Source organism: Novosphingobium sp. Sphag1I (assembly GCF_056279125.1).
This window is the reverse complement of sequence record NZ_JBWBQS010000004.1, coordinates 254,922-273,829: the sequence shown is the minus strand read 5'-3', so window position 1 is coordinate 273,829 and position 18,908 is coordinate 254,922. Positions and strand designations below refer to the sequence as shown.

The following is an 18,908-nucleotide window of genomic DNA, read 5'->3' as shown; positions in this document are numbered from 1 at the left end:
GCTCAATCGCGCATTAACCCCATCCCCCATGTGCGGGTCGAAATGCCGGTCAACCTTTCGAATAAAGGTCTGTCGGCAGACAATTTTTCCAAAATATACCGACAGTCGTCGCCGTCGGGCCATGCGGGATACGCGATCCTTGGCCGCGCATTGCTCCTGATCGGGGCAACAACGGGAAAAGGCTCAATATTCAAAAACGAGGCAACCCTTTGCAACACGCCCCTGTGGTCACGCGCCAAATCGCCGCTTTCAATAAACAGCAATTGGTGGCGCGCAAATCGCGTCATGGCCCGCGCCACCTGCACCCCATAGGCCCCGCGCTCGACATAGGAAAAGTGGCGCAAACCCACCTCTCCTTCGCGCACAATCCGCCTGCGCCCCTCGCGGATCGCCTGGGCGAAGGGCAAAGATTCAATCCCCCGCGCATATTCCATGCACCAATGCGACCACGCCCGCTCCACCGGGTCACGGAACATGAATATCAACCGCGCAGACGGATTATAGTCCACAATCCGATCGAGCGCCTTTGGCAAAAAGCCATAGATTGGCGTCGCCTCAAAACAAATCCGCCCATCGTCTGGGCCAAATCCGTCTTCCAATGGGCGATAATCCGGGCGCGACCAATCACGCCCTTCGTCATCAAAAAAATGCAGTTCCTTGGCCCTGCCGCCATTCAATTGAGGGTGCCGCGCCAGATAGTCATACAGGCTGCTCGTCCCGCACTTTTGCGCGCCGATCACGAACAGCCCAACCCGCGCCAATGATGTAATCCTTTGATCCATCATGTAACTTTAATGGACGGCGCACCAAAATTGTCACTCATCTGCCGCGATTTCCGAGGCGCTTGCCACGCATTTTCTGCCATTACGGACGAGTCGTGACGATCCGACTCACCCGCCTTGTCCCATCCCGCCGTTCCAGTTGCACGACGATGTCGATGACCGATCGCGCATATTCGACAATATCCCCCCGGCTCATCCCCAATCCCGCCTGCAAGGTGATCATCGCCAATTGCTCCATCGCACCTTCGGGACTGTCGGCATGGATGGTGGTCATCGAACCGGGATGGCCGGTATTCACCGCGCGCAGGAAACTATACGCCTCCCGCCCGCGCAGTTCGCCCAGCAAAATACGGTCCGGCCGCATCCGCAGCGATGCCTGCAACAGATCCTCGACCCCGACGCGCGCCTCCCCCAATTCGCCGCGCACGGCCAACAGACCGACCGCATTGCTGTGAGGGATGGTCAATTCGGGCGTATCCTCAATCGTCACCAACCTTTCATCACGCGAAATTTCGCGGATCAGGGCGTTGAGGAAAGTCGTCTTGCCGCTCGACGTGCCGCCCGAAATCAGGATGTTGCGCCGCTCCCGCACCATCTGGGCCAGATAATCGCCCATCCCCTGCCCCAATTGCGGCGCCGGGACCGGCCGAGCAGGAACGATGCCCTGATGAAACTGGGTGCCGTCGAACAAACCCTGCCCGCCCATCTCATCCAGCCCCATATCGGCCACCACATGTTTGCGGATGGCCATGGCCATGCCCGCTCGCGCGGCGGGCGGCGCGACAATCTGAACCCGCGCACCATCGGGCAGGGTCGCCGCCATCAAAGGGTGCTGGCGGCTGATCCCCTGATGCGTGATCCCGGCCAAACCGCGCGCGATCAGCCACAACCGCGCCTCGTCCACTTCGGGCATGGCGTGGCACTCCATCGCGCCACCCAAACGCTCGACCCACACCTCACCGGCGCGGTTCACGAATATATCGGTGACATCCCGCTGCGCCAAAAAGGAGGCAAATGGCGCCAACCATGCCGCAAGCGTCGCCAAAGGCATCAGCGCAGCCCCGGCATACCGGCAAAATCCAGATCCCGCGCAACCAGCACGGCAATGGCCGCCCCTTCCTTTACCTTAACCGTAGCCGGGCGGTTGGTGCCGGGAACCAATTGCTGTCCCACACTCTGCCCCGCGCCGCCCAGCCCCAGATAGACCGCCGTGCCTCCCCGGCTCACCTCCGCCGTCGCGACATTGACGCCCAGCGTCAGCGCAGATTGCAGGACCGCGCCCGCCAATTTTTCCAACGCATGCGTATCAACGCGCCCGGCGATCCCCGCCCCCCCCATCGCGTCTGTCGCGGGCGAGGCAATCCGTATCGCCACACCATCGGGCCGGATCAGGCGGTTCCATGTCACCATCACCCGCCGCTTTCCCGCGCTATTGTCGGCCTTGAATTCACCGATCAATCGGCTGCCCCGTGGTATCAGCACGCGCGTCCCGTCAAAACCGCGCACGTCCTGTCCCACCATGGCGCGGGCCAATCCGGGCCGGTCGGAATTGAGCGGTGTTTCCAAGGTGGCCGCGATAATCGTTCCTTGCGGGATTGTGCTGGACCGGCCCCGAATGATCGTTGCGTGGGCTGTTTCCTCCCCCCCTTCATTGCCGTCGCCCTTGCCCCCCTGCACCTCCGCACCATGGCCAGTGGTATTGTCGATGACCAACGCGGATTCATGATTGCCCGCAGGGCGAAGCGGCGTGGGTTGGGCCACAGGCGGCGGCGGGTAATTGACAGTTTGCGGCATATAGACCATCGGAGGCGGGGCCTTCACCACGGTCCTAGGTCCGGTGGACGGAGTGACAACCGGCACCGGCGCTTTTGCCTCCTCCGGCAAAACCAAGGGAGGAGGAGGCGCGGAAAGCATAGCCTGCGCCTGCGGTTCAGGCACCACCTTGCGCTGCCCCTCCATCCATAGGAACAGGCCCGCGCCCAACGCCGCCGCAACGCCCAGCATCACCGGCAAAGGCAACATATCGCGGGGCGGGGCAACAATCGGGCGGATATCGCGCGGGTTCATGGCTCTATCCTCCGCCCCTCGGCCCGCGCGCGGCCCTGAATAAAGGTCAGGCGTTCAAACACACCTTCCACCACATAGAACCCATCGCGCATCGCCCCATTGACCAGAACCCGCCCCGCCGCATTCACCCCATATACCGCAGGCAACGAAACGCCGTCGGGCCAACGCATCCGCGTCACCACGCCATCATCGCCCAATTCACTTGGCCACAATGCGCTGCTGCCACTCAACCGATAGCGCCCCTCAATCGTCGGCGCGGAACCCGGCGGCGCAGGATAGGTAAAGCTCAGGAGATAGGGCTGCACCCCTTCGCCGGGGGATGCGCCGTAAAGGGTGAAATTATAGGTTCTGGCATCGCTGATCACGGTCAGGTTGGTGGTGGGCGCATAGCCCACGGGTTTGATGATCAAACTGTCGGCGCGTTTGTTGGTCTGTACGACCCAGCCCGCGCTATCGCCCAAAGTGACCGTCTCGATCCGCTCATCCCCGCCAAATCGAACCGTCAGGGCAAAGCCATTGGCCACCCGAAGCGCCACAACCTCATCCGGGTCATAGGCCACCGTCTGCAAATGAGGATCGCCGCCACCCGCACGCGGCGTGATCTCTGCACACACCGGCGGCGCCCAGAACAAGGTGAGAGCCAAGATCCACCTCATGGCTCACCTCCCCCCGGCTGGATGATTTGCGATGGATAGGGGCGTGGTCCAAACCGCCTTTGGCGAAGCGGCAGCGGACCGGGCATCGATGGCGCGGCCACCGCTTCGGGCTGCGACGCCATTTCCGGCGCCCGATATGCCACCAAAGGCCCAGCTTTCACCGGCGTCACGGGCGGAACGGGCGCGGCCTCCTGATCGCGGCGATAGGCGGTCACCTGAAAACCCAGAGGATTGATCATCCGATCCTCCATCCGCTGTGGCGCGCCGGAAAAGCAGTAATCCACCATGGCCACCCAATATTCGCGCCCGCCGCCATCGGGCGTGTCGGCGTAAAAACGCACCATGGCGCGGCCCGCCCCGATGGGACTGACGCTTTCCACGCCAACACGTTGCGCCTTGGTTCGGCCAAAGCGGGCGATCGGCCCCTGCGGATTGCCCGGTTGCATCAGGGCGAGATAGTCGCGCCTCGCCCCAACCGCCGACCACAGGGCGACCTTGCGATACTGCTCCTCAATCGTGGCGATATCATACCCTTCTCTGGCCACGACATATTGCGCCAACAGCGATTGGGTCAGCGCAGCATCAGGCCGAATGGTTTGCGGATGCGTCCCCTCCAGCACTTGCGTAAAGCCGGTGTGGCTGTCGACCAGTAGCGTATAGGGCACCACGGTTTTGAGCGGCGCCATGGCGATCATCGCCAAAGCCTCCAGCCCCGCGACGCCCACCGCAACGCCCGCAACAATCCACGCCCGCCGGGCCGAACGCGCATGGGCATTATCGCGTTGCTGCGCCCAGCTTTCCGCCCGATCATAATAGGCGGCCCTGTTGCCCTCGGTCATACCGCGCCATCCCGTTTTTGTGCTGCGCCCGTTTGACGCTGCATCCTGCGCGCCGCCGTGCCGCCGCTTTGACCCAAAGGCGTCGGCGCGATACGTTCCACCGTCTTCTCGCTATTCAACCGGCTCAACATCACTTCACGGTTCATGCTGCGCGCCATGGATTGGGCAAAATGCTGCACACGCGACGCGCTCGAATGGCTCACGCGGCTGGCCAAAGTTTCGCGCGAAGATGTAGCGCGTCGGATATTTTGCGATGCCTGCATCGCCACGGGAATGCGGATCGACCATGCCGCCCGCATCACGGCCAAGGAGACCGCCACCATCAATGCCGCAAACATGCCCGCCGTCGTAACCAACCGCGCCGCCACGGCATCCGCCCCATTCCCCCCCGGATCTTGCAGCAGCAACGCCACCTGCGCCCCCGCCACGTCCAGTTCAAAGCCAAGGACCATCAACGCCGCAACAGCGGCCACCATTGCCCCGACAAGCACCCTGAGCCAGCCGATGAACAGCCCCTGCGCCCCGCTAAACAGTAATCCGCCCACAAACAGCGGCCCCACCCCCAGCAAAAGCGCAACCATAAGGCGCGGCGCCAACAACCCGCCCAGCGCCGCCCCCGTCATCCATCGTTGCGCCCGGGCCAATTGCTCCCTCGCCTCGCTCGATAGAACCTTCCCGCCCGGCTGCACCTTGTTTTCGGCCACCTGCATGCCGTCGATGCGCAACGCCGCGTCTATATCCGTTGCCATGCGGTCATAACGGGCCGCCAATCCGCCGCGCGCGCCATCCCCGCCCAGAATTGTCACCGCAATGCTCTCCGGCCCCTCAATCCCCACACGATAGGCCACCGCCTCCCACGCCGACCATTGCGTGACCAAAGCCAGCACCGCCGCCATGCGCAATGCCAGCATCATACCGTCACGCGCCTGCGCGTGACCCAGCAGCAAACGATAGCCCATCAACGCAACGGCAATGGTCAAGGCCGCCGTCAGCCATGGCCCGCCGCCAAACACGCGCCATCCGTCCTGCGCCATGCCCAGCGCCCGGCAATCCACCGCCGCCAAGACGCCGCCAACGAATGGCCCCGCCGGATCAAAACCCCCGCAATCCGCCATTACCCATCCCCCAGCAGGACGGGCAACCAATCGGCCGGATCATCACCCACCTGCGCCCGGATGGCGTCCAAACGGCGCACGTTGCTTTCCCGTCCGGACAAAACCGTCAACCATCGCGCCCCGCCATTTAACGTCAGGCGCAAGACCACGCTCTCTCCGCCCTGTTTCACCAAAAAGCATCGCGCCGCATCGGGCATGGCGCGCACAAGTTCGAATTCATGCGGCGTCAGGCCGAACCCATCGACATAATCCTGCGCCCGCGCCTTGGGGTTGGCGGTAAAGATTTGGGTTGCGGTCTGTTCAACAATCGCCCCGGCAATGCGGCTGGCCAAAGCGTCCTCGGCATTCTGGGTCACGAACCCCAAAATGCCCCCACGCTTGCGCAAAGTCTTCAGCCAGTCGCGCAAGCGCCGCGCAAACAGATCATCGTCGAGAGCCTTCCACCCTTCATCCACCACGATTATGGCGGGGCGCCCGTCCAATCGTGCCTCTACCTGATGAAACAGGAACATCATCAAAGGTGTGCGCAAGGCCGGATGATCCAGCACCAGCGTCATATCAACGCCCACCACGTCACGCGTCAGGTCAAGGCTGCCGCCCCCTTCATTATCGAATAGCCAGGCATGTTCGCCGTCCCCCCACCAAGGCCGCAACCGCGCGGCCAGATCATCGGGCATCGGCCGCGCCCCGCCGCGCAGCAAAGGCACAAAATGGCGCAACCGGCGCAATTCCGGCGGGGCCAGATAATTGGCCTCCACCGCGTCGCGCACCGCCTCCAATTCCGCCGCATCGCGAACGCCCCCGGCCAGCAGCGCCAGCCATTCGATCAGAAAAGCGCGATTGCCCGGCGTATCGTCCAGCGCCAAAGGGTTCAGCCCCGACGCCATCCCCGGTCTCATGGCCTCATAGGTTCCGCCCATGGCGCGGATGAAGATTTCCCCGCTGCGGTCTTTGTCGAACAGGATGATGCGCGGGTCGAAACGGCGCGCCTGTGCCAACAGGAAATTGGTGATGACGGTCTTGCCGCTGCCGCTGGGGCCGATGACCGAGAAGTTGCCCAGATCGCCACCATTGGCGTGGAAATTGAAATGATACGGCCCCGCCGCCGTAGTTTCAAACAGGGCCACCGCATCGCCCCATACATTCCCCCGCGCGCGGCCAAGGGGAAAGCCGTGTCCGCTGGCAAAAGACGCGAAATTGGCGGAACCGATCAAAGCCCGCCGCGCAATATAGGAAAAATTGCCCGGAAATTGCGCCCAGAACCCCGGCTCCAATCCGACATCCTCACGCACCGCCACCATGCCCAGATCGCCCAACGCGGCCAAAACTTCGGCGACGCCCGCGTCAACCTCCTCTTGATCATCGCCCATGACGTGAACCGACAGGTGATGCTCCCCAAATCCGGCGCGACCCGCGGCCACATCATCCTTGGCCTGCGCCAATTCCTCGCGCAGGCTGATCGCTTCATCATCGGCGGCCCGCATCCGGCGCAGCGCCCGGTTCATCCGCCCAAGGCTTTCCCCCCGGTCAACAAAGGCAAAACTCTGGCTGATATTCATGGCAAAGGGCAGGCGCAGCAGGTCATCCAGCATGCCCGCCGTGGTCTGCCCCGGATAATCCTTGATCGAAACCATCGCGCCAAAACGCGCGCCCAGTTGCAACGTATCCTGACCAAAGGACACCCGGTGGCGGGGCAGATGGTGACCAACATCGCCATGGGGCAACAACACCGGCCCGATATCCCGGTTGAACAATGCGGACAGGAATTCCAGCACCTCGGAACAGGGGCCACGGGCTGTGTCATAGGCGCAGAGGCGGCGCGCTCCACAAGCGGCCAAGGCGGCCAAAACCTGCTCAACCGCTGCGTCCAGCGCGCGCAGATCCTGTTGCCTTGCCGCGCCTGATGGCTGACCCCACCAACGCAGGCCCTTTACCTGCGCCGGACGGCGGACCACCGTAATGAACAGGTCATTGGCATAGAGCCTGCGCGCAGCCAGTCTTTCACGCCACGCCTCGTCCAGCCCCTTGCTGAAGGCATCAGGAAAGGTTCCGGCCAGATCGGGTTCAACCCTACGGCGAAGAATGTGATGATAGACCGCAAAGCGGGACGATCCTATCGCCCGCAACATCGCGTCACGCATATCTTTGCGATAGTTCAGCGTCTCGCTGTCGGCGGTTTCGAACATCAATCCGTCGATACGGATAACCTGCAATAGCGAGCCATCGCGCAGCGCAAGCGTAACATCATCCACCATATGCGAGTAGGGCAGATGAAGGCCCGCCGCGGCCTCCCCCGCGAAATCGGGGCTTTTCAAGGCCGATAGGAATTGCATCGCCAGAACCGATAATGGCGCACACGCGGACAGCGCATGGCGCGGGTCAGCCAAAGGTCAAACCGGCGCGGTTCCTGCAAACAGGCCAAGGCGCCCAATGCGTGAGCCATCAGCGCCACCAACACGACCCAGCCCGAACGCAGCAGCAAAAATGCCTCGGTCGAGATCACCAGATTGATGACGAAGAAAGACCACGTTACGCCCGCAAACATCTGGGGCCGGGTCAAGCCGACAAACAAAGTGTCGCGCGCCAGAGGCGTTGATGCGGTTGCCCCCCGCCCGTTCATTGGCCCATCGCCGCGGTTTGGATACCGGCCACAATACTGGCCGCGCCGAACAGGACGAAGCAGCCAAGGATGACACTGGCCCCATATCGCCAGTTGATCCGCCCGGTCAGCATCATCATGCCCACCACCGCCACGGCCACCACGGCGGCGACCGTGGCCACCGTGCCCATCAACGTCCCCTGAACCCAGCGCAGCGCGCCGACAATCGGCCCGGACCCGGCCGGATCCGCGGCCCCGTAAACCTGTGCCCAGATCGGCGCGCCCCACACCGCCAGCAACATGGCGGTCATCCGGCGATAGTGTTGCAACATGTCGTGTTTCATGGGGAATAGGGGTAAAAACGACCCCACCGTCCCGCAACGCGGATTGCATCGGTTTCCAATCCGATTTTTTACCTAAACAGGTCAATCATATCGTTCAAACTCGATAAAGCGTGTCGGTCAAAGGTTGATGCAACGCCCCGCTTCGCCTATAGGCGCGCCCTTTCCCGGGGTTGGCGGCATTTTTGCCGTGTGTTCGTGCATCTTCGGGCTTGCCTTTTGGCGGCGCTGGGCGCCAAAGGCATGAATCGCCGATCCAGTCAGGAATTAGGGGAAAGCCCATGTCGCGTCGCCGTCAGATCTATGAAGGCAAGGCCAAGATCCTTTACGAAGGTCCCGAGCCGGGCACGATCATCCAGTATTTCAAGGATGATGCCACCGCTTTCAACGCGCTTAAAAAGGGCACGATCAACGGCAAGGGCGTAATTAACAATCGCATCAGCGAATATGTGTTCACGCGCCTGAACCACATCGGCATTCCGACCCACTTTATCCGCCGCCTCAACATGCGCGAACAGCTGGTTCGCCAGTGCGAGATCGTGCCGATCGAGGTCGTGGTGCGCAATGTGGCCGCCGGTTCGATTTCCAAGCGCCTTGGCATTGCCGAAGGTGAACCGCTGCCCCACACGCTGATCGAATATTATTACAAGGACGATGCGTTGGGCGATCCGATGATCGCTGAAGAGCACATTGCCTGTTTCGGTTGGGCCAGCAACGAGGAAATGCAGGACATTTCCAGCATGGCCATCCGCATCAACGATTTCATGTGCGGCATGTTTGCGGCGATCAACATCCGTCTGATCGACTTCAAACTCGAATTCGGCCGTATCTGGGACGGCGATTACAGCCGCGTCATCCTGGCCGACGAAATCAGCCCCGACGGTTGCCGTCTGTGGGACATGAATTCGGGTGAGAAGCTGGACAAGGATCGCTTCCGTCAGGATCTGGGCGGTGAGGAAGAAGCCTATCAGGAAGTCGCGCGCCGTCTCGGCCTGCTCGACAATGATGGGCCGAGCGAAGTGCTCGACCTCAACCACCATCGCAAGCTGCGCGGCAAGTAAGCCTTAAACGCAGTCGCGAATCAGAAAGGGGCGCTCCATATCGGGGCGCCCCTTTTCGTTGGATCAGTCGTTGCCCCAGCGCCAACGCGGGGGCTCGCCCTTGATCCAGCAAATGGCGATGAGGGCGATGGTCGCAATCACAACCGCGCCATTGAACGCCGCCATATGACCTTTGGCGGCCAGTTCGGCGCCCGCCGCGACGATCACCGCCAGATAGGCCGCCAGAACCGCCCATCCTTGCCAACATAGCGGCACACCCCAACCCCAGCCATAGCGCTTTGCGGGGAACCAGTAGCTCTTGTCCTGCTGTGCCATAAACACCTCCGGTTTGGGGGAAATTACGCCTCTATCGACGCGGCATCAAGCAAATCCGGCGACAATTGCCCGCTTCCCCTGCGCGATTTTCCCTCTTAGTCTGGCGCAATGAAGCAGCCTTGGCACCCGCTTGTCCTTGCCGCCCTGTTGGGCATGATCGCCGCGCCGGTCCACGCCCGCCCGCCCGCGCGGGGCGGTTCGCTGGCAACAGCCCATCGCACGACGGCCGCGCCCCGCGCCATGGCCGCCGTATGGCCGTTTCAAAAGAGCGATATTGCCCCCGATCCTGCCTATCGCTTTGGACGCCTGCCCAACGGTATGCGCTATATCCTGCGCCACAATGAAACGCCCAAGGGCGAGGTCATTGTCCGCATGCGCTTTGACGTCGGTTCGCTGGACGAGGGCGAGAAGGAGCGCGGTTTTGCCCATTTCGTCGAACATATGGCGTTTCAGGGCAGCACCCATGTCGCACAGGGCGAAATGGTCCGCCTGCTGGAACGAAAAGGGCTGGCCTTTGGCGCGCATACCAACGCGTTCACGACCTATGAAACCACGACCTATCACCTCGATCTGCCGCGTAACACGCCCGATCTGATCGACACGGCACTGATGCTGATGCGCGAAACGGCCAGCGAGTTGACCATTTCACCCGACAGCGTGAGCAGCGAGCGCGGCGTCATCCTGTCCGAAAAGCGCGACCGCAACAGTTGGCAATATCGCGAGGCGCAGGATCGCTTTGCCTTTACCGACCCCAATGCCCGTTATGTGCAACGCAGCCCGATCGGCACTGACGAAACGCTGGGCGGCGCCACGGCCGAGGCTCTGCGCGCATTTTGGCGCCGCAATTATGTGCCGGAAAAGGCCGTTCTGGTCATGGTGGGCGATTTCGACGTGGCCAAGGTCGAAGCCGACATTCGTGCCAAATTCACCGACTGGGCCGCATCGCCCATCGCCCAGCAACCCTCTGCCGGGCCGATTGATGGCGCCGACACGGGGCGCAATTCAATCTATATCGACCCATCCCTGTCCGAACATATCACCATCAGCCGTCGCAGTCCGTGGCGGGACGAGCCGGACACTTGGGCGAACCGGCGCAAAAGTCTGGCCGCGACGGTGGGGTATGGCATCATCAACCGGCGATTGCAGAAGCTTTCGCGCAGGCTGGATCCGCCATTCCGCGCGGCGCAATTTGGCACCAATGATATTTTTCATGCCGGGCGCGATACGGCCATCAACGTTGATTCCATCGATGGCCGCTGGCGCCGTGCGCTGACCGCCGCGATGACCGAAGTGCGCCGCGCGCTGGAACAGGGCTTTACCCAGAGCGAGATCGACGAACAGGTCGCGGTGCTGAACAGCCTTGCCGAAACCGCCGCCGCGCGTGAAGAAACGCAGGGCAGCGTGGCGCTGGCCAATGCGGCCTTGGGCATGTTGCGCGGGGGGGCGATCCCATCCAACCCGGCCGTCAACCTTGGCTTCATCAAGGCCGAGGCGGGCAAATTGACGCCGCAACGCGTGTTGGCCGAGGTCAAGGCCGATATGCAGGCGCTCGACAATCCGCTGATCCGCTTTACCGGACGGCACGCCCCCGATGGCGGCGCCCCGGCCATCCGCACCGCATGGAACGAGGCCGCCAGCGCGCCCCTGCCCACCATTATGGAGCCGCCGCCGGCCCCCTTTGCCTATACCGATTTTGGCAAGCCCGGCGTGGTGGTCGAGGACAAACGCGAACCCCATTTCGGCATCCGCCAGATCCGCTTTGCCAATGGCGTCCGGCTGAACCTGAAACACACCAACCTGTCGCGGCAATCGGTGCTGGTGCATCTGGCGATTGATGGCGGGCAAATGCTGGCCACCAGCGACAATCCGCTGGCCGTGGAAATGACCGCGATGATGGGCACGGGGGGCCTTGGCAAACATACGCTCGATGAAATGCAGTCGCTGACCGCCGGGCATCTTGTCAGCCTTGGCCTGACCGCGACAGGGGACAGTTTCAACGCGTCGGCGGGGACACGGCCCAAGGATCTCTTGCTGCAACTTCAGATGATGACCGCATTGATCACCGATCCGGGCTATCGTCAGGAAGGCGAGAACATCTTTCACCAGAACGCCAACACCATGTTCCTGCGCCTGAAATCAACACCGGGCAGCGCGTTGCAGAGCAGCATCGGCGGCATCCTGTCGGACAATGATCCGCGATTTACCCTGCAACCCGTCACGGCCTATCGGGGCCTGACCTTTGCCAAGCTGAAGCGCGACATTACCGAGCGGCTTCAACATGGCGCGATTGAAATCGGCCTTGTCGGGGATCTGGACGAGGAAGCCGCGATTGCCGATGTCGCGCGCACCTTTGGCGCCCTGCCCACACGAGAGGCAGAGTTCCGCCAATATGATACCCAGCGCCAACGCCCCTTTACGGCCAGGCGCGGTGATCGCACCATCACCCACACCGGCCCCGCCGATCAGGCGCTGATCTATGAAGTATGGCCCACCCGCGATGACCGCGATCCGCAGGAAAAGCAGGTGCTCAACATGCTGCAACGCGTGTTGCGCATCCAATTGACCGAAACCCTGCGCCAAAAACTGGGCCGGTCGTACTCCCCCAGCGCCAGCAGCGATCTGAGCCGGGTATGGCGCAATTACGGCACATTCACCATTGCCGCATCGATCAACACCGACAGCGTGGCCATGGCCAAAGAGGCCATTGAGGAAGCCGTCAACAACCTGATCAAGACGCCGCCTTCGGACGATCTGATGCTGCGCGCCCGTGCGCCCTTGCTGGAAACCATCGCCAATACACTCAACACCAATGGCGGGTGGCTGGGCATTGTCGCTTTGTCGCAAAGCGAACCGGATCAGTTGGAGCGTCAATTGCACGCCGCCGAACGTTTGCGCGCCGTCACACCGCAAGCGGTTCAGGCTGCTGCTCGCCGATATCTGGCGCCGGGCGATGCGGTGCGCATCACCGTCTTGCCGGATCCTGCGCCCACCGCCGCAACGGCGACAAAATCCGCCACAACGAATGAAACCGGTTTTGTATCCCGCAATGATGTACCGCATTCATAATAATTATGACACGCCGCAGACTGGGCCAAAAAGCGTACGAATTGCGACAAATAATTACCCTTTTTCCGACAATCTGCCCCTGTGCCGCCCTTGACGATTGGAGCCTGTGACCGGCAAAGCGCAGGCTGAATATAGATTACAGAATACCGGGGGCTCTCCATGTTTAATACCCGTCGCATTGCTCCCTTTACGGGGCGGCCCGTCGTGCTGGCTGCCGGCCTTGCGCTGGCGCTGTCGGCGTGTTCGGGGGAACCACAGCGTGACAAAAAACCGCCGCAGGTAGGCTTTGCCGTGGTCAGCCTGACGGAAGTTCCGCTGGAAATCGAATTGCCCGGCCGCACCGCGCCGTTCCGTCAGGGACAGGTCCGCCCGCAGGTTTCGGGCGTTCTGATGCGCCGCCTCTTTACCGAGGGCCAGTTGGTTCATCAGGGCCAGCCCCTGTATCAGATCGACCCCAGCGTCTATCGCGCCGCCGCCGATCAGGCAGCCGCCAATCTGGTGAGCGCACAGGCCAGCGCAGAAGCCGCCAAGATCAAGGCCGACCGCTACAAGCCGCTGGCCGCCGATCAGGCCGTGGCCCAGCAGGATTACACCGATGCCGCGGCCACCGCGCGCACGACGGCGGCCTCTGTCGCCCAATTTCGCGCAGCATTGAACGCAGCCAAGGTCAATTTGCGCTTCACCACGGTTCCAGCGCCCATCACGGGGCGCATCGGGCGCTCGCTCTATACCGAAGGCGCGCTGGTCACCGCCAATCAGACCGATCCGCTCTCGGTGATCTCGACGCTTGACCCGATCTATGTCGATATTCAGCAGAGCAGCGCCAGCCTGATGAAGCTGCGCAAGGAATTTGCCGATGGCGGCATCAAGGAAGTCGGCAAGGTCAAGCTGATCCTTGAAGACGGCAGCCAGTATCCGATCGAGGGCACGCTAGAGTTTTCCGAAGTGACCGTGGACACGGCCACCGGCACGGTTGCGCTGCGCGCGAAATTCGCCAACCCGGATGGCACTTTGTTGCCCGGCCTGTTTGTGCGCACCCGCGTTTCGCAGGGTAAGCAGACCAAGGTTGTTCTGGTTCCGCAGGGCGCGCTCAGCCGCGATCCGCGTGGCGGGGCGACGGTGATGGTGCTGAACGGCAACAAGGTGGAAATTCGCAAGGTGACCGCCGACCGGACGATTGGCGACCAATGGGTCGTCACCGACGGTTTGAAGGCCGGTGACAGGCTGATCACGCAGGGTCTGGGCAAGGTCCGCCCCGGCCAGCAGGTCGTGGCCGTTCCGGACAGCACGCCGCAAGGGATCAAGAACGGCAAGAAGCCTTCGGGCGCAGCCCCTTCGGCAAAGTAAGGGACGGGAAACAGCGTCATGTCGCGCATCTTTATCGACCGTCCGATTTTTGCATGGGTGATTGCGATCATCATCATGCTGGCCGGTATCGCCGGGGTTTCGACCCTGCCGGTACAGCAGTTTCCCGATATTGCCCCGCCCCAGGTGAACATCAACACCACCTATCCGGGCGCCTCGGCGGCTATTCTGGAAACCAGCGTCACGCAGGTGATCGAACAGCAGCTGACCGGGCTTGACGGGTTGCTCTATTTCTCCTCGACGTCGAGTTCGTCGGGTCAGGTGTCGATTTCGGCCACGTTCGAAAAGGGCACCAACCCCGACATCGCCCAGGTGCAGGTCCAGAACAAGGTCCAGCAGGCCCTCTCGCGCCTGCCCTCGGTGGTGCAGCAGCAGGGCGTGCGCGTGACGAAGTCGAACCCCGACTTCCTGTTGGTGGCCTTTGTCGCGGATACCTATGACCGCACGACCAATATCGACGTATCGGACTTTTTGGCGAGCCGGTTGCAGGAGCCGATCGGCCGCATCGAAGGCGTGGGCCAAACCAACGGTTTTGGCGCGCAATATGCGATGCGCATTTGGCTTGATCCCAACAAGCTGGCCGCCAATCAGTTAATGCCTTCGGATGTCATCACCGCGATTACGGCCCAGAACGCCGAAGTGGCCGCAGGCGAAATCGGCGCGGTCCCCTCGCCTGCGGGCCAGATGCTGGATGCGACGGTGACGGCGCAATCGCGCCTGACCAGCCCGGCCGAATTTGCCCAGATCGTCGTCAAAAGCGCGACCAGCGGCGCAACGGTTCGGCTTTCGGATGTCGCGCGTATTGAACTTGGTTCTGAATCCTATGGCGTGGTCAGCCGCGTGAACGGACATCCGGGCGCAGCTCTGGCGGTTTCGCTGGCGCCGGGCGCGGACGCTCTGGCCACGGCCAAGCTGGTCAAGGCCAAGTTTGCCGAACTCTCCAAGACGTTCCCGGCGGGCTACACCTATGGCTTTGCCAATGACTCGACGCGCTTTATTTCCAAGTCGGTGGCCGACGTGGTCGAAACGCTGTTCGAAGCGATCATTCTGGTCGTCATCGTCATGTTCGTCTTTCTGCAAAGCTGGCGCGCGACGTTGATTCCCGCGATTGCGGTGCCGGTGGTGATGTTGGGCACATTCGCCATCTTTTCGGTGGCGGGATATTCGATCAACACGCTGACGCTGTTCGGGTTGGTGCTGGCCATTGGTCTGCTGGTCGACGACGCGATTGTGGTGGTCGAAAATGTCGAACGTCTGATGGCCGAAAACCCCGGCATGACGCCGCGCGAAGCGACCATCGAATCGATGAAGGAAATCTCGATCGCGCTGATCGCCATTGCGCTGGTCCTGTCGGCAGTGTTCATGCCGATGGCTTTCTTTGGCGGTTCGACGGGCGTGATTTATCGCCAATTCTCGCTGACCATTGTTTCGGCCATGGCCCTGTCGGTGGTGGTGGCGCTGATCCTGTCGCCCGCTTTGACGACCACCATCCTGAAACGTCCCGAAGATGAGGATGAAACCTCGCTTGTCGGTCGGGCGAGCCATTGGATGCGGGTGCGTTTTGACCGCTATTTTGGCCGCCTGCTCAATTGGTATCACCCCAAGGCGACATGGGCCGCGACCCACAAGCGGGGGCCGATTGTGGCCTATATCGTGGTTCTGGTGGCGTTGGTCGTGCTGTTCGTGCGCATGCCCACTGGCTTTCTGCCTTCGGAAGATCAGGGCATGGCCCAGATCAGTTTCCAGTTGCCCGCAGGCGCGACGTTGGAGCGCACCCAGCAGGCACAGGCGGCGATTGAGAAGTATTTCCTCAATCACGACAAGAAGAACATCGATACGGTTCTGGTCGTGGCCGGCGGCGCCCAAGGCGGCGGCAGCGGCCAGAATGCGGGTCGCGGCTTCGTATCGTTGACCGATTGGGAAGATCGCAAAGGCGCGGAAAATTCGGCCGAAGCGATTACGCGCCGCGCGACAGCCGCCATCAGCGGCGGTTATCGCGATCTGGAATTCTATGCTCTGCAACCGCCCATCGTGCGCGGTCTGGGTCAGGCCACCGGCTTTACCGCCGAAGTGCTGAACAGCGGCGGCATGGATCAGGAAGCCTTCTCCAAGCTGCGCGACGAAATTCTGGCCGAAGCGCGGACCTTGCCGCAATTGTCGAATGTGCGCCTGACGGGCCTGCCCGATCAGCCCACGCTCAAAATCACCACCGATACGGCCAAATTGGCGGCCCTTGGCGTTGCGCCTTCGGATGTGAACACGACATTGGCCGCGGCTTGGGGTGGGCGCTACGTCAACGACTTTGTCGACCGCGGCCGCGTAAAGCGCGTCTTTGTCATGGGCGATGCCGAATTCCGTTCGCGCCCCGAAGACCTCTCGCAATGGCAGGTGCGCAACAGCAGCGGCAGGATGGTGCCCTTCTCAGCCTTTGCCAGCTTTACGTGGAGCAAGGCGCCCAACGCGACCTATCGCTTCTCTGGCACGCCCAATTTCGAAGTGTCAGGTCAGGCCGCGCAGGGTTATTCATCAGGCGACGCCATGAACGCGTTCGAGGCGCTTGTGGCGCAATATCCCGATGTCTCGATCGCATGGTCGGGCGCGTCCTATCAGGAACGACTGTCATCGGGTCAGGCGCCGCTGCTCTATTCGGTGTCGCTGATCGTGGTGTTCCTGTGCCTTGCGGCTCTGTATGAAAGCTGGAGCATTCCCTTTGCCGTGCTGCTGGTCATTCCGGTGGGGCTGGTGGGGGCCGTGGCCGCGGTCACGCTGCGCGGGCTTCAGAATGACGTCTATCTCCAGATTGGTTTGACGACGACGATGGGTCTGGCGGCGAAGAACGCCATCCTGATGATCGAATTTGCCGAACAGGGCGAAAAGGCGGGCAAGGATCCGATCACGGCGGTGCTGGATGCGGCGCGTATGCGTTTGCGGCCCATTCTGATGACCTCCTGCGCCTTCATCTTTGGCGTGCTGCCCTTGGCGATTGCCACGGGCGCAGGCGCCAATGCACGTATCGCCATCGGCACCTCGGTGATCGGCGGCATGCTGACGGCAACGGGTCTGGCCATTTTCTTCATCCCGATGTTCTTCGTTCTGGTGCGTGGCGGTTTCCGCCAGTTCCGCCGCAAGAAAGCCGATGATCAGGGAGCGGTGGCATGAAGAAACTCTCGCTGATTGCGGCCTTGGCTCTGGCCCTGCCCGGTGGGATTGAGGCGCGTCCGCGCGCCGATCAACCCGCCGATCCCACGCCGCTGCCCATCCCTTCGGCATGGCCCAAGGGCGAGGCCTATGTCCTGCCCGCCGACGCGGCGCTGCCTTCTTACAGCTATGCGCAGGTTTTGGCCGACCCGCGTCTGGTCAAGGTGATCGAACTGGCGCTGGCCAAGAATCAGGACTTGGCGGTCGCGCTGGCCAATATCGAGGCGGCGCGGAACCAGTATCTGGTGCAGCGCGGCGCTCTTTTTCCCGAAATCGACGCCAATGGTGGGTTTACCCATGCCGAAGGTGACGGCACCCGCGTTGCGGGCGCCACGACCAAGGGTGATGCGGCCAGCGCGACGGCCACTCTGGCCAGCTATGAAATCGACCTGTTCGGACGCATTCGCGGCCTGACGGCGGCGGCCAAGGCGACCTATCTGGCCAGTGAGGCCGGTTCGCGCGCCACCCGCCTGACGTTGATCGCCAATGTGGCCAATGGCTGGCTGACCTATGCGGCGGACAAGAGCCTGCTCAAACTGGCGCAGGATACGGCGGCCAGCGCGGAAAAGAGCGTGTCGCTGACCAAGCGGCGCGTTGATGGCGGGATTGGCCTGCTGGCCGATCTGCGCAAGGCGGAATTGACGCTGCGCACGGCGCAGGCCGATGTCGCGGCCCAGACCAATGCCGTGGCGCAGGATCTCAATGCGCTGCGCCTGTTGGTGGGCGATGATGTTGCGGCCGATTTGCTGCCCGCCTCGATTGAGGACGCGTCCGCGCATCTGGCCCCGGTGGGTGCGGGGCTGGATTCCACGATCCTGCTGCGCCGTCCCGATGTGGCGCAGGCCGAATTCACGCTGCGCGCCTCCTATGCCAATGTGGATGCGGCCCGCGCCGCGCTTTATCCCAAAATCACGCTGACGGGCGTGGCCGGGGTTGCGACCACCGCGCTCTCCAGCCTGTTTTCGCCCACCAATTTCGCATGGGGTCTGACATCGGCTGCTTCGTGGCCGATTTTCAAGGGCGGCGCGGCCAAGGCCACCTATCGCGTCAGCCAGGCCCAGCGCGACGCTGCTCTGGCCACCTATCGCAAAACGGTGCAGACCGCGTTTCAGGATGTCGCCAATGTCCTGGCCCGTCGCGGCACGATTGAGGCCCAGATCGAGGCGGTACGCGCCGGACGCGATGCGGCATCGGACAATTACCGTCTGGTCAATCGCCGCTATGAGGGCGGGATCGGCACATGGCTCGATGCGCTGACGGCGCAGCAATCGCTCTATGCCAGCGAGAAGACGCTGGTCGCGGCGCAATTCACGCGGGCCAGCAATCTGGTCGGTCTCTACCGCGCTCTTGGCGGCGACAGCGCGGCCATTGCACGCCGTTGATCGGGGATGAGGGCTTTTTGAAGTCAAAAATGCCCTCTCCCCCTTGGCTTTTGCGCCATTGCGCGCCATAGGCGAGGCCGATTCCACCATGGCGCATCCCATGATGCGTCACACCAGAACTG

At 62.3% G+C, this 18,908-nt stretch carries 15 protein-coding genes; 5 read left to right on the top strand and 10 right to left on the bottom strand.

Annotated features, from left to right (window positions below; genetic code table 11):
- Positions 1 to 2 precede the first annotated feature (2 nt).
- The 9 genes from ACZ9HU_RS06485 to ACZ9HU_RS06445 form a co-directional block, all read right to left on the bottom strand.
- The gene (locus tag ACZ9HU_RS06485) at positions 3 to 761 is read right to left on the bottom strand and encodes a sulfotransferase family protein (RefSeq protein WP_476103601.1); all 759 of its coding nucleotides are present in this window, start codon (positions 759 to 761) and stop codon (positions 3 to 5) included.
- Between the two features lie 103 nt (positions 762 to 864).
- Positions 865 to 1,833 carry a P-type DNA transfer ATPase VirB11 gene (virB11, locus tag ACZ9HU_RS06480; RefSeq protein ID WP_476103599.1) on the bottom strand — a complete coding sequence of 323 codons (969 nt, stop codon included), beginning with the start codon at positions 1,831 to 1,833 and terminating at the stop codon, positions 865 to 867.
- Complete coding sequence (locus tag ACZ9HU_RS06475; RefSeq protein ID WP_476103597.1) at positions 1,833 to 2,849, bottom strand: TraB/TrbI/VirB10 family type IV secretion system protein; 1,017 nt, start codon at positions 2,847 to 2,849, stop codon at positions 1,833 to 1,835. Before ACZ9HU_RS06475 ends, virB11 begins: the two co-directional genes overlap by 1 nt.
- Positions 2,846 to 3,505: a TrbG/VirB9 family P-type conjugative transfer protein gene (locus ACZ9HU_RS06470; RefSeq protein WP_476103594.1), complete on the bottom strand. Its 660-nt coding sequence runs from the start codon at positions 3,503 to 3,505 to the stop codon at positions 2,846 to 2,848. The genes ACZ9HU_RS06475 and ACZ9HU_RS06470 overlap by 4 nt, the downstream gene beginning before the upstream one ends.
- Positions 3,502 to 4,344 (bottom strand): VirB8 family type IV secretion system protein, encoded by an 843-nt coding sequence (locus tag ACZ9HU_RS06465; protein ID WP_476103592.1) that lies wholly within the window; start codon positions 4,342 to 4,344, stop codon positions 3,502 to 3,504. Before ACZ9HU_RS06465 ends, ACZ9HU_RS06470 begins: the two co-directional genes overlap by 4 nt.
- Positions 4,341 to 5,459, bottom strand: a complete 1,119-nt coding sequence (locus ACZ9HU_RS06460) for a type IV secretion system protein (RefSeq protein ID WP_476103590.1) — start codon at positions 5,457 to 5,459, stop codon at positions 4,341 to 4,343. The genes ACZ9HU_RS06465 and ACZ9HU_RS06460 overlap by 4 nt, the downstream gene beginning before the upstream one ends.
- The gene (locus tag ACZ9HU_RS06455; protein WP_476103588.1) at positions 5,459 to 7,792 is read right to left on the bottom strand and encodes a VirB4 family type IV secretion/conjugal transfer ATPase; all 2,334 of its coding nucleotides are present in this window, start codon (positions 7,790 to 7,792) and stop codon (positions 5,459 to 5,461) included. The genes ACZ9HU_RS06460 and ACZ9HU_RS06455 overlap by 1 nt, the downstream gene beginning before the upstream one ends.
- Positions 7,771 to 8,079: a VirB3 family type IV secretion system protein gene (locus tag ACZ9HU_RS06450; RefSeq protein ID WP_476103585.1), complete on the bottom strand. Its 309-nt coding sequence runs from the start codon at positions 8,077 to 8,079 to the stop codon at positions 7,771 to 7,773. Before ACZ9HU_RS06450 ends, ACZ9HU_RS06455 begins: the two co-directional genes overlap by 22 nt.
- Positions 8,076 to 8,402 carry a TrbC/VirB2 family protein gene (locus ACZ9HU_RS06445; RefSeq protein ID WP_476103583.1) on the bottom strand — a complete coding sequence of 109 codons (327 nt, stop codon included), beginning with the start codon at positions 8,400 to 8,402 and terminating at the stop codon, positions 8,076 to 8,078. The genes ACZ9HU_RS06450 and ACZ9HU_RS06445 overlap by 4 nt, the downstream gene beginning before the upstream one ends.
- Positions 8,403 to 8,680: 278 nt before the next feature.
- Here ACZ9HU_RS06445 and purC point away from each other — a divergent pair, with 278 nt between their 5' ends.
- Positions 8,681 to 9,460, top strand: coding sequence for a phosphoribosylaminoimidazolesuccinocarboxamide synthase (purC, locus tag ACZ9HU_RS06440; protein WP_476103581.1), 780 nt, complete (start codon positions 8,681 to 8,683; stop codon positions 9,458 to 9,460).
- A 63-nt stretch (positions 9,461 to 9,523) separates the two neighbouring features.
- Here purC and ACZ9HU_RS06435 read toward each other — a convergent pair whose 3' ends face one another.
- Entirely contained in the window at positions 9,524 to 9,775 is a 252-nt protein-coding gene (locus tag ACZ9HU_RS06435; RefSeq protein ID WP_476103579.1) for a hypothetical protein, read from the bottom strand.
- Between the two features lie 108 nt (positions 9,776 to 9,883).
- Between ACZ9HU_RS06435 and ACZ9HU_RS06430 the strand changes: the two genes are divergently transcribed.
- The 4 genes from ACZ9HU_RS06430 to ACZ9HU_RS06415 all read left to right on the top strand — a co-directional run bounded on the left by ACZ9HU_RS06430 (position 9,884) and on the right by ACZ9HU_RS06415 (position 18,786).
- Positions 9,884 to 12,841, top strand: coding sequence for a M16 family metallopeptidase (locus ACZ9HU_RS06430; protein ID WP_476103577.1), 2,958 nt, complete (start codon positions 9,884 to 9,886; stop codon positions 12,839 to 12,841).
- A gap of 159 nt (positions 12,842 to 13,000) precedes the next feature.
- Positions 13,001 to 14,188, top strand: a complete 1,188-nt coding sequence (locus ACZ9HU_RS06425) for an efflux RND transporter periplasmic adaptor subunit (protein ID WP_476103575.1) — start codon at positions 13,001 to 13,003, stop codon at positions 14,186 to 14,188.
- A gap of 18 nt (positions 14,189 to 14,206) precedes the next feature.
- Entirely contained in the window at positions 14,207 to 17,365 is a 3,159-nt protein-coding gene (locus ACZ9HU_RS06420) for an efflux RND transporter permease subunit (protein ID WP_476103573.1), read from the top strand.
- A complete protein-coding gene (locus tag ACZ9HU_RS06415) occupies positions 17,362 to 18,786 on the top strand; it encodes an efflux transporter outer membrane subunit (RefSeq protein WP_476103571.1) in 1,425 nt (474 codons plus the stop codon). Before ACZ9HU_RS06420 ends, ACZ9HU_RS06415 begins: the two co-directional genes overlap by 4 nt.
- Positions 18,787 to 18,908: the final 122 nt, after the last annotated feature.